General features: G+C 62.3%; 15 protein-coding genes. 9 read left to right on the top strand and 6 right to left on the bottom strand.

Annotated elements, in window-relative coordinates:
- The 4 genes from Q7T10_RS09055 to Q7T10_RS09040 all read left to right on the top strand — a co-directional run.
- Positions 1-1,753, top strand: a 1,753-nt coding sequence (locus Q7T10_RS09055; RefSeq protein WP_304747571.1) for a nitric oxide reductase activation protein NorD, incomplete at its 5' end; no start/stop codon positions are given.
- A gap of 97 nt (positions 1,754-1,850) precedes the next feature.
- Positions 1,851-2,789 carry an MBL fold metallo-hydrolase gene (locus Q7T10_RS09050; RefSeq protein WP_304747570.1) on the top strand — a complete coding sequence of 313 codons (939 nt, stop codon included), beginning with the start codon at positions 1,851-1,853 and terminating at the stop codon, positions 2,787-2,789.
- 56 nt (positions 2,790-2,845) lie between these two features.
- On the top strand, positions 2,846-3,667 hold the full coding sequence (locus tag Q7T10_RS09045; RefSeq protein ID WP_304747569.1) for a class II glutamine amidotransferase: 822 nt from the start codon (positions 2,846-2,848) through the stop codon (positions 3,665-3,667).
- 52 nt (positions 3,668-3,719) lie between these two features.
- Positions 3,720-4,259 carry a TlpA disulfide reductase family protein gene (locus tag Q7T10_RS09040; RefSeq protein WP_304747568.1) on the top strand — a complete coding sequence of 180 codons (540 nt, stop codon included), beginning with the start codon at positions 3,720-3,722 and terminating at the stop codon, positions 4,257-4,259.
- Between the two features lie 24 nt (positions 4,260-4,283).
- Here Q7T10_RS09040 and Q7T10_RS09035 read toward each other — a convergent pair whose 3' ends face one another.
- Both Q7T10_RS09035 and Q7T10_RS09030 read right to left on the bottom strand, forming a co-directional pair.
- Positions 4,284-4,691 carry a thioredoxin fold domain-containing protein gene (locus Q7T10_RS09035; protein WP_304747567.1) on the bottom strand — a complete coding sequence of 136 codons (408 nt, stop codon included), beginning with the start codon at positions 4,689-4,691 and terminating at the stop codon, positions 4,284-4,286.
- A complete protein-coding gene (locus Q7T10_RS09030; protein WP_370653749.1) occupies positions 4,688-5,641 on the bottom strand; it encodes an MBL fold metallo-hydrolase in 954 nt (317 codons plus the stop codon). The genes Q7T10_RS09035 and Q7T10_RS09030 overlap by 4 nt, the downstream gene beginning before the upstream one ends.
- Positions 5,642-5,783: 142 nt before the next feature.
- Between Q7T10_RS09030 and Q7T10_RS09025 the strand changes: the two genes are divergently transcribed.
- The 4 genes from Q7T10_RS09025 to Q7T10_RS09010 all read left to right on the top strand — a co-directional run bounded on the left by Q7T10_RS09025 (position 5,784) and on the right by Q7T10_RS09010 (position 9,039).
- Positions 5,784-6,878, top strand: a complete 1,095-nt coding sequence (locus tag Q7T10_RS09025; protein WP_304747566.1) for a YeeE/YedE family protein — start codon at positions 5,784-5,786, stop codon at positions 6,876-6,878.
- A 92-nt stretch (positions 6,879-6,970) separates the two neighbouring features.
- Positions 6,971-7,288, top strand: coding sequence for a c-type cytochrome (locus tag Q7T10_RS09020; protein ID WP_304747565.1), 318 nt, complete (start codon positions 6,971-6,973; stop codon positions 7,286-7,288).
- A gap of 14 nt (positions 7,289-7,302) precedes the next feature.
- Positions 7,303-8,580, top strand: coding sequence for an NAD(P)/FAD-dependent oxidoreductase (locus Q7T10_RS09015; protein ID WP_304747564.1), 1,278 nt, complete (start codon positions 7,303-7,305; stop codon positions 8,578-8,580).
- A gap of 45 nt (positions 8,581-8,625) precedes the next feature.
- On the top strand, positions 8,626-9,039 hold the full coding sequence (locus Q7T10_RS09010; protein ID WP_304747563.1) for a DsrE family protein: 414 nt from the start codon (positions 8,626-8,628) through the stop codon (positions 9,037-9,039).
- Positions 9,040-9,071: 32 nt separating this feature from the next.
- On the opposite strand, the gene Q7T10_RS09005 is transcribed toward Q7T10_RS09010, so the two are convergent.
- Positions 9,072-9,416 (bottom strand): metalloregulator ArsR/SmtB family transcription factor, encoded by a 345-nt coding sequence (locus Q7T10_RS09005; RefSeq protein ID WP_304747562.1) that lies wholly within the window; start codon positions 9,414-9,416, stop codon positions 9,072-9,074.
- Positions 9,417-9,540: 124 nt separating this feature from the next.
- Positions 9,541-11,139 (bottom strand): iron ABC transporter permease, encoded by a 1,599-nt coding sequence (locus tag Q7T10_RS09000; RefSeq protein ID WP_304747561.1) that lies wholly within the window; start codon positions 11,137-11,139, stop codon positions 9,541-9,543.
- 84 nt (positions 11,140-11,223) lie between these two features.
- Between Q7T10_RS09000 and Q7T10_RS08995 the strand changes: the two genes are divergently transcribed.
- Positions 11,224-12,369, top strand: a complete 1,146-nt coding sequence (locus Q7T10_RS08995; RefSeq protein ID WP_304747560.1) for an ABC transporter ATP-binding protein — start codon at positions 11,224-11,226, stop codon at positions 12,367-12,369.
- 139 nt (positions 12,370-12,508) lie between these two features.
- Here Q7T10_RS08995 and Q7T10_RS08990 read toward each other — a convergent pair whose 3' ends face one another.
- Together Q7T10_RS08990 and Q7T10_RS08985 are read right to left on the bottom strand one after the other, a co-directional pair.
- Positions 12,509-13,249 carry a 1-acyl-sn-glycerol-3-phosphate acyltransferase gene (locus tag Q7T10_RS08990; RefSeq protein ID WP_304747559.1) on the bottom strand — a complete coding sequence of 247 codons (741 nt, stop codon included), beginning with the start codon at positions 13,247-13,249 and terminating at the stop codon, positions 12,509-12,511.
- Positions 13,250-13,265: 16 nt separating this feature from the next.
- On the bottom strand, positions 13,266-14,425 hold a 1,160-nt coding region (locus Q7T10_RS08985; protein WP_304747558.1), incomplete at its 5' end, for a dihydroorotase.

Below are 14,425 nucleotides of genomic sequence, written 5' to 3'. Positions count from 1 at the left end.
CTGGGTGGACTATGGCGTGCGCAATTACAGCCACCACCCGGAGCGTCAGCGCGATTACTTCAGCCTGCAGTCGGCCGACAGCCGCGCCGTGCTGCAGCGCGAGCGGCATGGCACGCTGCTGGTGGACAACATGCGCAAGCTCGAGTTGTACCTGCTCGGACTGTGGCAGGACACCGACCTTCTGGTGCCTTACTCATTGGGTTTTGACGAGTTGCGCAAGCCGATCCCCTACTTCGACCAGCTCGGCATTCGTCTGCCTGACGTCTATGACGACTGCAAGGGCATCAGCGGCCTGGACCGCTACCGCGCCGCACTCGCCCACATGGCCGCGCACCGGCGCTGGAGCAGCGCCATCTTTGCCGACAATTACAGTCCGTTTCAGCGCATGGCGGTGGAGTTTTTTGAGGATGCGCGGGTGGAAACGCTGGCCATGCGGGAGTACCCGGGGCTGCGCCGCATCTTTATTGCATTGCACCCGGCGCCGGTGGAAGGCGCCTGCGATCCAGAGACCCATTCCTGCCTGCGGCACCGCCTGGCCATGCTGTCGCGCGCCCTGCTCGACAAGCCGCAGGCGCCGACACACGGCTATCAGGATGCGGCCCTGAATGACTTCGTGCGGCGCTTTCATGCCGTCATGGAACAAGGCGAATCGAGCACCGAAGAGATCGCCGGCCTCGCCCTCTCGTACGTGGCCAAAACCCGGCGTCAGAGCGACCAGCTGCCCAAGACCTTCTTCACCGACACCGAAGTCGATTTCCGGGACGACAACCGCCACCTGTGGCGGTTTCACGAACTCAGTGATGACGAGGAGATGTTCGAAGAGCATCGCCAATCGATCGCCGCCGAAGACGCCAAGGGCCTGCCGCCGCGCCACTACCCGGAATGGGATTACAGCAGCCAGACCTACCGCCCGGACTGGGTCAGCCTGTACGAGCGGCTGCACCCGTCCGGCAACGCCGCCGAGATCGATGCGCTGCTGGCCAAACACAGCGCACTGGCCAAGCGCCTGAAGCGTCTGCTGGACCTGCTCAAGCCCCAGGACAAGGTGCGGGTGCGCTACCAGGAAGAAGGCAGCGAGCTCGATCTGGACGTGGCCATCCGCTCGCTGATTGATTTCAAAAGCGGCAGCACGCCCGATCCGCGCATCAACATGAGCCACCGCACCGATGGTCGCAACATTGCCGTCATGCTGCTGCTGGACCTCTCGGCATCGCTCAACGAAAAACCCGCCGGCTCCGACCAGACCATCCTGGCGCTCAGCCAGGAAGCGGTGTCGCTGCTGGCCTGGTCGATCGAACAACTGGGCGACCCGTTTGCCATTGCCGGCTTTCATTCCAACACGCGCCATGACGTACGCTACCTGCACATCAAGGGCTACGGCGAGCATTGGGATGACCAGGTGAAGGGACGGCTCGCCGCCATGGAGGCCGGCTACTCCACCCGCATGGGGGCCGCCATGCGCCACGCCGCCCACTACCTGCAGGCCCAGAGCGCCGACAAGAAGCTCATGCTGATTCTCACGGATGGACAACCGTCAGACGTGGACACACATGACGAGCGCCTGCTGATCGAAGATGCACGGCAATCGGTCAGGGAACTGGACCAGCAGGGCATCTTCACCTACTGCATCAACCTCGACCCCAAGGCCGACGAGTATGTGAGCGACATCTTCGGCCATCAGTACACGGTGATCGACCACATTGAACGCCTGCCCGAGCAGCTTCCAAAACTGTTCATGGCGCTGACGCGGTGACGGCTGCGCTGCGGTACGATGCGGCGTCAGACCAACCGTCCAGTTGCTATTATTATGATAGCTACATACGCTTATACAACGGGGGCCAAGAGCCGATATGACTAAAACATTGCTAACAAGCTGCTGGCGCATGGTTTTCATTGGCCTGCTCATCCTCGCCCCGGCAGCCCATGCCGTTGACGTCAACTTCAAACCGGTGACCGACGGTGTCTACGCCTACGTCGGCGACAAAGGTGCACGCACGTATGACAACGAGGGCCTGAACGCCAACATCGGGCTGATCGTGACGCCGGCTGGCGCGATCCTGATCGACAGTGGCGCCAGCTACCAGTCGGCCCGCAAGATCCAGGAAGCGGTGCGACGCGTCACGCCACAGCCCATCAAGTGGGTCATCAACACCGGCGGGCAAGACCACCGCTGGCTGGGCAATGGCTACTTTCTGGCGCAGGGCGCCGAGATCATCGCCCACGCCAACGCACGGGCCGACATGCTGGCGCGCGGTGGCGATCACCTGACGGGGCTGACGACCGCCCTCAAGGAGCGGGCCGACGGCACCGTGCCGACCTTGCCAACCCGGTTCATTGACGGCCTTGATACGCAACTGGTGTTGGGTGGCATCACGCTGGAGTTACGGCACCGGGGCGGTGGCCACACGCCGGGCGACATGATGGTCTGGCTGCCCTCCAGGAAGGTTTTGTTCAGCGGCGACATTGTTTACGTCAACCGCATGCTCGGCGTCATCCCCGTGAGCAACACCAAGGCCTGGCTGGCCGCCTTCAAGGTCATCGAAGACCTGCAACCCCGCTACATCGTGCCCGGCCACGGCGAGGTGACCGACCTGCCCACCGCCGCCGCCGACACACGGGACTACCTGCTGGCCCTGCGCGCCCACATGAAAAAGGCAGTGGACGAAGGGGCGGAAGTCAGTGCCGCGGTCAAGTCGTTCAACGCGCAGCCCTACATGCGACTGCTTAACGCCGCCGAGCTGATGCCCGGCAACGCCAGCCGAACCTATCTTGAGCTGGAGCGTGAATAGGGCCTTGCTGGTGATGCGGGGCTTCGATGGCCGCGCTGCGATAGATGGAACACGCCATGTGTGAACTGCTGGCCATGTCCAGCCAGCAGGCAACCCGCCTGACCTTCTCGCTGGAGGCCCTGACGGCCCGCAGCGGCCCGGCCAGTAGCACCCGCGACGGCTGGGGCGCCGCGTTCTACCAGGGCCATGACGCCGCCCTGTTTCGGGAACCGATAGCTGCCAGCGACAGCCCGCTGGTGCGCTTGCTCGAAACGCAGGGGCCGAGCACGACACTGGCCCTGTCCCACATCCGGCGCGCCACTTTGGGACCCGTCACACTGGCCAACACCCAGCCCTATGTGCGCGAACTGGCGGGGCGCACGCATGTGTTCGCCCACAACGGCCATCTGCCGGGCATTGAGCAGTACGGCAAATTCACCCATGCGCGTTTTCAGCCCATCGGAGGGACCGACTCGGAATACGCCTTCTGCGCGCTCATGGAGCGGCTGTCTGACCTCTGGCGCCCCTCAATTGCGCCGCCCGGGGTCGAAGCCCGGCTTGCCGTGGTAGCCGCTTTCGCCGCCGATCTGCGTGAACTCGGGCCTGCCAACTTTCTCTACGCCGACGGCGAGGTCCTGTTTGCACATGGTCACCGGCGCATCCAGTCCGCCACCGGCCGCATTGAGCCGCCCGGTCTGTTCATGTTGTCGCGCCAGTGCAGCCAGGGAAATGAACCGCTGCAAGCCCAGGGGCTGTCGATCGCGCCCGGCTTTCAGGAGGTAACGCTGATTGCCAGCGTGCCGCTCAGCAGCGAGGCTTGGCGCCCTTTGGCCGAAGGGGAAGTCGTGGCCGTGTCGGCGGGACGGCTGGTGGCTCGTCAAGGGCCTTCCAGGCTGTAGATCGTGTCACCGAAGGCTGCGTTGTGACCGGCAAGCGTATAAGATTCAAACCATGAGTTCTACACGCAGACACTTTCTGGCCGGTGCGTCAGCGATCGCCGGCGCCGCGACATGGGGGCACTCTGGTGCCCTCTTTGCGCAATCCGCCGCAGCCAGCGAAGCCAAGGCGCCGCCCCTGCCTGCGCCTGGCACTATGTTGCACCTGCCCGAGGTATCGCTGCTCGACGGCACGGTGTTCCGCCCCGCACAAGCCGAGGGTCAGGTGCTGGTGGTGTACTGGTGGGCCAGCACCTGTCCGTTTTGCGCGCTGCAAAGCCCCGAGATGCAAAAGCTCTGGCAGAGCCAGCGTTCGCGCGGCCTGCAAATGCTGACCCTGTCGGTTGACCGCAAGCGTGAAGACGCGTCGGCCTACCTGCAGAAAAAGGGATATACGTTTCCCGCCGCTTTTGTCACCCCCGAAGTCCAGCGCGTGCTGCCCAAACCCAGAGGCTTGCCCATCACCCTGGTGCGCGGGCGTGATGGCCGGCTACTGCAAGCCGAGAAAGGCCAGCTGTTCCCGGAGGATGTTGAGCAATTGGCGCAGTGGCTGTGAAACCAGTTTCCTGAGCCGCGCCAATCAGGAGCGAAGCACAGCCCGCGCCAGCCGCAACCGCTCATCGAGATACGCCCCATAGAAGTCGGGGATATAACCGCCCACCAGACGCTCTGCGATTTCCACACCAGCGCGCCCAAAAAACAGCACGGTGGGGGCTACCTTGATGCCCCAGCTGCGGATCAGGGCATCCTGCGTGAGCAGGGTTCCCTTGAAGTCCCGGATCATCCGGTTGCTGCGCATGTCAACCTGCACCACGGGCAGTCCCTCCTGCTCCCGCATGGGACCAAGATAATTCTGCCGGGCCACCTTGCAGAACGGGCAGCCGTCAAGACTGATCATCACCAGCAAGGGACTGCCTTTTTTCAATGCCTGCGCAAGTTCATCTGGCAATGACTCCGCCGTGGGTAAGGTCGCGGGCGTTGCCATCATTTAGTCTCGTGTTCCAGCAACAGATAGGTGTTGTAGGCGTTCATGCGATTGGCGACCCGAAACAGCGGCAGGGCTTCAAACTGCGACCAGTCGGTGGCCTTGTACGCTTCCTCGAAGGGTTCGAGGTTCCGGGCGGCCTCACCCATCGTGGCACGAAGATAAACTAGGTAATCGCGCGTCAGCTGCATGTCCTTGCGAGCCTCATGGGACAGCGGGCCATGACCTGGCACGATGACGGCCGTATCAAACGCGAGCAGATTGTCGAGCGCGGCGATCCAGTGCCGACTGTCAGCCTGGCCGACATAAGGAATGCGGCTGCGAAAAACCAGATCGCCGGCGAACAGCACCTTCTCGGAGGGCAGGTAGACGCCCAGATCTTCCGGCGTGTGCGACGGACCCACGGGCTTGATCTGGAAACGTACGCCCCCCACCACAAGCTCCTTGTCACCCTCAATCCATTCGTCGGCCTCGACCAGACGGGTTTGCGCATCGACCCAGGGTGCCAGCTCCTGCCGCGACACCTCAAGCCGCAGGCGCGCCGTTTCGGAGTTCAGATAATCCTTGGCCGCGCGGTGCGCGATGATGCGCGCGCCCAGCGCCTTGAACGTCTGCAATCCATAAATGTGGTCGGCATGGTAATGCGTCACGATCACATGCGTGATGGGTTGCGGGGTCACCTTGCGGATCTCGTCGATCAAACGGATGGCCAACGCCGGCGAGCCCAATGTATCAATGACCACCACGCCTCCAGGCGTCACGACAAAGGCTGCATTTGAAATGAAGTTCTGGTTGGCCGGTGAACCCAGCGCCGATACGCCCTCGACATACCAGGCGGAGGCCGACACCTTCTGTGCCACCATGGCGGGCACTTCGCCAGCCCAGGCCGTGAAAAAGCCCAGCGCGGCCCCCAATGCCACGATACAGCGCCGCCAGAAAGAATTGTTTGTCATCATCTGTTTTCCCAATAGGGCCACATGGGCCGCCCGAACTGATTGTTCTGATCAAACTCATAAGCTTGAGCCAGATCAAAAGGAAGCGTTAGCTTTGAACTTAGCATTAATATAAGCGAATACTGAATTATTGGAAATCCATATGAATCTGGCAACCATTCTTGAGCGCTATGGTGATAGCGTCACGTTGGCGCTGGGCGGGCTCATCATCGGCACGTTGTTTGGTTTTTTTGCCCAGCGTTCCAAGTTTTGCCTGCGGGCTGCCGCCATTGAGTTCTGGCATCAAAAATTCGGTGAAAAGCTCTCTGTCTGGCTGCTGACGTTTTCCAGTGCGGTGGTTGGCGTTCAATTGCTGATCCTGACCGAGGCGCTGGATGTGAGCACGGCGCGCCAGATCGCCACGCGCGGCAGCCTCTCGGGAGCGCTGATCGGCGGCCTGTTGTTTGGTGCCGGCATGATCATGACCCGGGGCTGCGCCAGCCGATTGCTGATTCTGTCCGCCAATGGCAATCTGCGCGCACTGCTGTCGGGACTGATATTTGCGGTGACCGCGCAAGCTTCACTTTCCGGGTCACTCGCGCCCTTGCGCAACACCATCAGCACCTGGTGGACGGTGGACGGCGGCCCCTCGCGTGACTTGCTGGCCATCACGGGCGCAGGCCACTGGGGCGGACTTTTCTTTGGGCTGGTGTGGCTGGCGGCAGCGCTGTTCATTTCGGTGCGAAGCGGCTGGGGTCTGTGGAAATGGATCGGCGGCATCGGCACCGGCCTGATGGTGGCCGCCGGCTGGGGGTACACCTACCTCGTGTCGGTGAACTCGTTTCAGGTGGTGCAGGTCCAGGGCCTGACCTTCAGCGGCCCGTCCGCAGAATGGCTGATGCGGGTGCTGTCGTCGCCAGCCCCGGCGATCGGGTTTGACTTTGGTCTGTTGCCTGGGGTGTTCATTGGTTCTTTCCTTGGCGCCTGGGTGGGCAAGGACCTCAAGCTGGAGGGTTTCACCGACGGCTACGGCATGCGCCGCTACATCGCGGGAGCCGTGCTCATGGGCTTTGGATCGATGCTGGCGGGCGGCTGCGCTGTCGGTGCGGGCATCACCGGCGGCGCCATCTTTGCCCTGACGGCCTGGATCGCCCTGGTCGGCATGTGGGCTGGCGCCGGCCTGACGGATCGCCTGCTGGATGGCAAGCCTGCCAGCCAGCGCATGCCCAGCGGGCTGCCCGCCGTGACGGCGCCGTGAAGCTACCCGACCTGTGCGTGTTTACCCGAATGACATGGGCCGATACTTTCACTACATTCGAATCGATTGATATGCAATGAAGGAGATCAGCCATGAACACCAGAATTCGGCTCGCTGCGGCTCTGCTGATAGCGGCCGCCACCAGCGCCACGATGGCGCAGGACGCCGCTAACCTGCACTTGCGCGGCCTCGCCGCCACCTGCGCCAACTGTCACGGCACCGACGGCCGTACGACGGATGGCTCGGCGATTCCCTCCTTGGTGGGCATGCCCAAGAGCTACATGATCATGCAAATCAAAGCCTTCAAGGACGGCTCCCGCCCGGCCACAGTGATGCACCAGCTCAGCAAGGGTTTCACCGATCAACAGATCGATAGCATCGCCACGTATTTCGCCGCAACCAAGCGCTAAGCCGGAGACAGATCATGAAAAGACGCAATTTTGTTCAAGCCTCCCTGGCCCTCGGCACACTGGGCGGCATGGTCGGCTGCGCCACGACGGGCACCATTCCCTCCAAGGCCAAGGTGCTTGTCATTGGTGGCGGCTACGGTGGTGCGACAGCAGCCAAATATGTGCGCATGCTGTCCAACTACAAAATCGATGTGGTCCTGGTGGAACCCAATGCCAACTTCGTCTCCTGCCCCATCTCGAATCTGGTGCTGGGCGGCTCCAAGTCCATGGGAGACATCACCACGCCCTATGACAACCTGAGCGGCAAACACGGTGTCACCCGTGTCCGGGACATGGTGAGCAGCATCGACGCCAGCAAGAAAACCGTTACCCTGGCCGGTGGTGCCACGATTGCCTATGACAAGCTGATCCTGTCGCCCGGCATTGACCTGATGTGGAACAGCATCGAAGGCCTGCAGGCTGCCAATGCCTCGGGTCAGATCCTGCAAGCCTGGAAAGCCGGTCCGGAGACTCTGGCTTTGCGCAAACAGCTCGAAGCCATGCCGGACGGTGGCGTCTATGCCATCACGATTCCCATGGCCCCCTACCGCTGCCCCCCCGGCCCCTATGAGCGTGCCAGCCAGGTCGCCAGCTACTTCAAGAAGGCCAAGCCAAAATCCAAAGTGCTGATTCTGGACGCGAACCCGGACGTCACCTCCAAGGGGCCGCTGTTCAAGAAGTTCTGGGCGGACAACTACGCCGGCATGCTGGAGTACCGTGGCGGACACAAAGCCATGGCCGTGGATGCGAGGACGGGCACGGTCAAGTTTGAGGTCCAGAATGACGTGAAGGCCGATGTGCTCAACGTGCTGCCCGACATGAGTGCCGGCGCTATTGCCATGAAGTCTGGCCTGGCCAACGCCAATGCGCGCTGGTGCGATGTGAGCTACCTGACCTTTGAATCCACCGCCGCCAAAGACGTGCACATCATCGGTGACTCGGTGCTCTCGGCCCCTGCCATGCCCAAGTCCGGCCACATGGCCAATTCGCATGGCAAGGTCGTCGCCGCCGCGGTGGTCGCCCAGCTGTCGGGCATGGAGGTCAATCCACAACCGGTCCTGACCAATACCTGCTACAGCTTTGTCAACGACAAGCTGGTGGTTCACGTCGCCTCCGTGCATCAGTACGTGGCGGCAGAAAAAACCTACAAGGCGGTAGCCGGATCAGGCGGCGTCTCGAGCGCGCCCAATGAGCTGGAAGGCGTATACGCCTGGAACTGGGCCCAGAACATCTGGGCCGATACGCTGTTGTAAGTACATCCTGCAGGATCGCCGGTCCTGCATTTTTTTAGGTTACCCGTGTACAAAAATTTTCTAGTCTTGTTGCTGGCCGCCTGGGTCAGCTTCGCCAGCGCGCAGGATGTCAAAGCCGTCTATCACCTCACCACCGGGATTGACACGGCGGCGGCGGTGCTGAACAACATCAAGAACCATCTCGACGCCGACCCCAAAGCCAAAATTTTAGTGGTCACCAATGGGGCCGGCATTGACTTCCTTTTGCAGGACGCGAAGGACAGCCGGGGACGGGAATTCAGCTCACCGGTGAGCACGCTGGCCGACCGTGGCGTCGAATTCCGGGTCTGCAACAACACCTTGACCGACCGCAATATTTCTCCCGACAAGCTCCTGATGGAGACCAAGATTGTCCCTTCAGGCGTTGCAGAAGCGGCCAGACTGCAGGCCAGAGAAGGCTTTGTCTATATCAAGCCGTGAGGCCGTCAGGTCCAGGATACTGAGTCTTGCAGTCAGTGATCCTGGAAGTTGCCCTCAACCTCGATCTGCGTGCACACCGCACGGCATAGCGCCGCCACCCGGTCGTCGATGATGCGGTAATGGATCTGGACGCCTTCGCGGCGTTTTCCGAGTACCCCCGCCTGATACAGCGTGGTCAGGTGCTGCGACATATTGGGTTGGGTGGTGTCGATCTTGCCGAGCAGATAGCTGACATTCTTCTCGCCGTCGCAAAGACAACTGATGATTTTCAGCCGCATGGGCGCTGACATGACACGGAATAACTCCGCTGCCATGTCAAAAACCTGGTCCGGTTTGTCCAACTCGGATGGGATCTTTTGTACTGAAGGGTTGGCCATAGGAAGAATGTTGCCGGCATGAAACCGCGCTCAAAATTTCATTGATTCGAATATACGCCTATTGTGCACGGCAAGAAACGGTGTTGTCCCTGAGTCCATACAAACAAAAGAGTCAAGCCCGATGTCACCGGGATGGCGCACGCAGCGTACGGCTAAGCAGGATAACCGGGAGCAACCCCACCAGCACCAGCGCGAGCGATGGCAGGGCGGCCTCACCCAGACGTTCGTCGCGCGCCAGTTGGTAAGCCACCACTGCCAGGGTATCGCTGTTGAAAGGGCGCAGCACCATCGTGGCAGGCAACTCCTTCATCACGTCGACAAACACCAGCAAGGCGGCAGCGGCCGTGGAGCGTTTGAGCAGCGGCCAGTGCACACGACGCAGCAGACCGAGATCGCCCGTTCCCAGCATGCGGGCCGAGTCGTCAAAACTCGCGGGGATTCGCGCATAGCCGCTTTGCACTGACTGCAGCGCCACCGCACAGAAGCGCACCAGGTAAGCCCATATCAGCCCGAGCGAGGTGGCCGTCAACACGTAACCCACACTGCTCTGTGGCGCCACAGCCTGCAACCAGCCCACCGGCAGCAGCAGCCCCACCACAATCACCGCACCGGGTACGGCATAACCCAGACCAACCAGCTCCACAGCCAGACGGGTCGGCACATCCGGGCGACGGCGCATGTTGAATGCAAGCAGCAGGGCCAGTGCGACAGCGAGCACAGCACTGATGGCGCCCAGCCGCAGGCTGTTCAGGCTCCAGCCCAGAAACTGTCCCCACGACAGGACCGACCAGTCCGCCACCAGCGGCCGGAGCATGAACAGCACGGGCAAGACAAAACCGATGAGCACCGGCGCACCACATACCCCCCAGGCCAGCCACCGCGCGGCACCCTGCAATACCAGCGGCCGCGCATCCATGGCCCCGGCTCGCCCACCTCGGGCCACGGAAAACCGCATGCGCTTTTGGGCCCGGCGCTCCAGAAACAACAGCAAGGCCACCAGCAGCAAGAGCATGGTGGCCAGTTGCGCGGCAGCAATCCGGTTGTCCATGGACAGCCAGGCCTTGTAGATGCCTGCCGTAAAAGTCTGGATGCCAAAATAACTGGACACCCCAAAATCCGCCAATGTTTCCATCAAGGCCAGGGCCGCTCCGGCAGCCACGGCGGGGCGGGCCAGCGGCAAGGCTACTTCCAGAACGCGGCGGCGCATGGGTGCCCCGAGCAGGCGCGCGGCTTCCATCAGATGCGAAGCCCGTTCACCCAGTGCGGTGCGTGCCAGCAGGTACACATAGGGGTAGAGCGAAAAGGTAAACACCCAGGCGGCACCGCCGAGACTGCGAATCTCGGGGAACACCCGCCCCTCCACACCCAGCACCGTGCGCAGGAAAGTCTGCAGAGGGCCGCTGAACTGAAGAAAATCGGTGTACGCATACGCCACCACATAGGCGGGCATCGCCAGGGGCAACAACAAGGCCCACTCAAAGACCCGGCGACCCGGAAATTCAAACATGGTGACCGTGGCAGCCGCCGACAAACCGACCAGCACCACACCGACGGCCACCATCACGCACAGTCGCACCGTCGTCCAGACATAGTCGGGCAAGACCGTGCCGCTCATCTCCCGCAGGATTTGCGCGGCAACGGCGCCGGACTCACCCCACGGCGACCATGACGCGAACACCGCGACCACCGGCAGCATGAACGCCAGCGTCAGGATCAACAACATGAATTGGCGAAGCCGGCGAAACAGCATGAAAAAGGTTATCCGACTTTGTGCAAATGAGAATTGTAAGCATCTACAATGATTTTCATGTTCCTAGAGGTTTCACAACTCAAAGTTGCCTACGCCGGTCGAACCCAGCCGGCCGTTCGTGATGTGTCGTTTGGCCTGCATGCGGGCGACATCGGGGTTCTGATTGGGCCATCGGGCTGCGGCAAAACCACCTTGCTGCGTGCCGTGGCCGGGCTGGAGCCCGTGACGGCAGGGGTCATCAAACTGGCAGGCCAGGTGGTGAGCAGCGCCAAGCTCAACCTGGCGCCGGAAGCACGTCAGATTGGCATGGTGTTTCAGGACTACGCCTTGTTCCCCCATCTGAGTGTGGGGCGCAATGTCGGCTTTGGCATCGACCAACTGCCCCGGGCGGCGCGTGCAGAGCGCGTGGCAGAGGTGCTGGAACTGGTGGGCCTGTCAGGCCAGGAAGAACGATTTCCCCACGAGCTTTCGGGCGGTCAGCAGCAGCGCGTCGCCCTGGCGCGTGCACTGGCGCCCAAGCCCCGCCTGCTGCTGCTGGATGAGCCCTTTTCCAATCTGGATGTGGACTTGCGCGAGCGCCTGGCGCACGAGGTGCGCACCATCCTCAAGGCAGCGAAGACCACGGCCCTGTTCGTCACCCATGACCAGCTGGAGGCCTTTGCCATTGGCGACACCATCGGCGTCATGCACGAAGGGCAGCTTCACCAGTGGGACGACGCCTATACGCTCTACCATCGTCCCGCGTCCCGCTTTGTGGCTGAGTTCATTGGCCATGGCGTCTTTGCCCCGGCTGTGATCCGCCAGGTCAACCAGCAGGTGGTGGTGCAGACGCCCCTGGGCGATCTGACGGATGTGGCCGAATGCCCGCTGCCCTGCGCTTTTTCTGGCGGGGCATGCGATGTGTTGCTGCGCGCCGATGACATCGTGCATGACGACGACGCGCCGGTGAAGGCGGAGATCATTCGCAAGGCGTTTCGCGGCTCCGAGTTTTTGTACACCCTGCGGCTCGCCAGCGGCGACACCGTCATGGCGCATGTACCCAGCCATCACGACCACAAAATAGGCGAGTGGATCGGCATTCGCGCCCAGGTAGACCACGTGGTGACCTTCGACCGCGAATCCTCGGTCAGCAACGGGAGATTGTGTCGCATGCCTTGCGAACACAGTACCCGACCACTGCTCGCCAGCGCCGCTCGAAGTTAGTGGGCCAGGCGTGACACCAGCGATGTATCAGCCCAGCGACCCTGCGCTGGGTGAGCGATTTTTATAAGAAAACAGCCTCTAGCCCACGTGGGTAAAGCGCTATATGCTATTAAATTAATAGCAATAAAAACCAGCAAGCCTAGGACGAAGCCCGCATCGCTGTAATGGTGTCGCGCACGTCCGCCGCCCAGGTCCGGCGGTCACGCCCTTGTGCTGACTGTGGATCGCCAAAGATCACGACGGCGCACAAGGGCGGCGCGGTGAGCGTGCGCCAGATGGAACCCATCAGGGTGTCGTCGTTGATGTAGCACGGCGCCAGACTGCGCTGTCCGCTGGCCTGATCAATGAACTGCATGGCTACCGGCTGCACCGGCGCATCCGCCGAAATGGCGGCCTGGAACAGATTGGCGTGAAACGGCAGCAGGCTCAAGCCATCGCTGGTCGTGCCTTCGGGAAACACGGCCAGCACATCGCCCGCAACCAAGCTCTCGGCCATGTGCTGCACCACGCGCATGGCGTCGCGGCGCGATTCGCGCTCGATGAACAGCGTGCCGACACCAGCGGCCAGCGCGCCGATCACCGGCCAGTGCCGGACATCGGCTTTGGACACGAAGCGGCAGTAACGCGCAGCATGCAGCGAGGTGATGTCCAGCCACGAGATGTGATTGGCCACCAGCATCATGGGCCCGGTCCGGACTGGCTGCCCCGTCACCACCAATTTGATTCCAAGACACCCCAGCATTTCAATGGACCAGGCCTGAATGCGGATTTCCTTCTTCTCCTGTGACAGGCGCGGAAACACCAGCAGGATGGTCAGCAGACCCGCCACGATATGGAGCAGCGCACGCGCCAGCTTCCAGCAGGCCTTGAGCGTATTCAATGGCTGAAAGGGTGGCTCAGGTCTGGGTCCGCGCAGCAGACTCGTAAGCGACTTGCCCACCGATCAGGGTGCAGCGCACGCGGCCTGGCAGCTCGTAGCCCGAGAACGGCGTGTGTTTGCCCTGGCTGCGCAAGGTGCCGGGCTGCACCGTCCAGGCAGCCTGCGGATCAAATACGCAAAGATCGGCCACACCACCCACCACCAGACGACCGACACGGCCCTGACGTTTGCCCAGTGACACGCCCAGCACATCGGCCGGGCCGCTGGTGACCACGCCCAGGGCGCGCGCCAGAGTGACACCGCTGTCCATGCTCCATTTCAGCGCCAGACTGAGAAGCAGCTCCACACCGGTAGCACCCGCCTCGCTTTCCGCAAACGGCAGCGCCTTGGCGTCTTCATCGACCGGCGTGTGGTCGGAGACCAGCGCGTCGATGGTGCCGTCCGCCAGACCCGCGCGCAAGGCGTCGCGGTCACGCTGCTGGCGCAAGGGCGGGTTGAGCCGGGCGGCGCTGTCGAAGTAACCAATGTCGGCATCGGTCAGGTGCAGCGAGTTGATGCTGATGTCGCAACTCACCTTCAAGCCATCCAGCTTGGCCTGGCGCACCAGGGCCACACCGGCCGCACTGCTGATCCGACACAGGTGTACCCGGGCGCCGGTGGCCCTCATCAGCTCAAAAATAGTGTGCAGGGCAATCGTCTCCGCCGCTACCGGCACGCCACTCAGGCCCAGGCGGGTGGCGAGCGCGCCGCTGGCCGCGACACCTTTGCCGAGGAAGAAATCTTGCGGCCGCAGCCAGACCGCATAGCCGAACGTGCTGGCGTATTGAAACGCACGCAGCAGCACCTGTGTATTAGCGAGCGGCACTTCGGCCTGGCTGAAGGCGACACAACCGGCCTCGCTCAACTCCACCATTTCAGTCAGCGCTTCACCGGCGAGGTTTCGCGTCAGGGCGCCCAAGGGGTGAACGCGGCACTGGTTCAATTTTTCAGCCCGAAAGCGCAGCATTTCGACCAGGCCGGGTTCGTCCAGCACCGGGTCGGTGTCGGGCGGGCACACCAGACTGGTCACGCCACCCGCCACGGCGGCCGCCATTTCCGACTCCAGCATGCGGGCGTGCTCGTGGCCAGGCTCGCGCAAGCGCACCGCCAGGTCGAACAAGCCGGGCGCAACAATGC

Source organism: Rhodoferax sp., from assembly GCF_030646845.1.
In the GTDB taxonomy this organism is placed as follows: domain Bacteria; phylum Pseudomonadota; class Gammaproteobacteria; order Burkholderiales; family Burkholderiaceae_C; genus Rhodoferax.
This window is presented reverse-complemented; position numbering and strand designations above follow the sequence as displayed.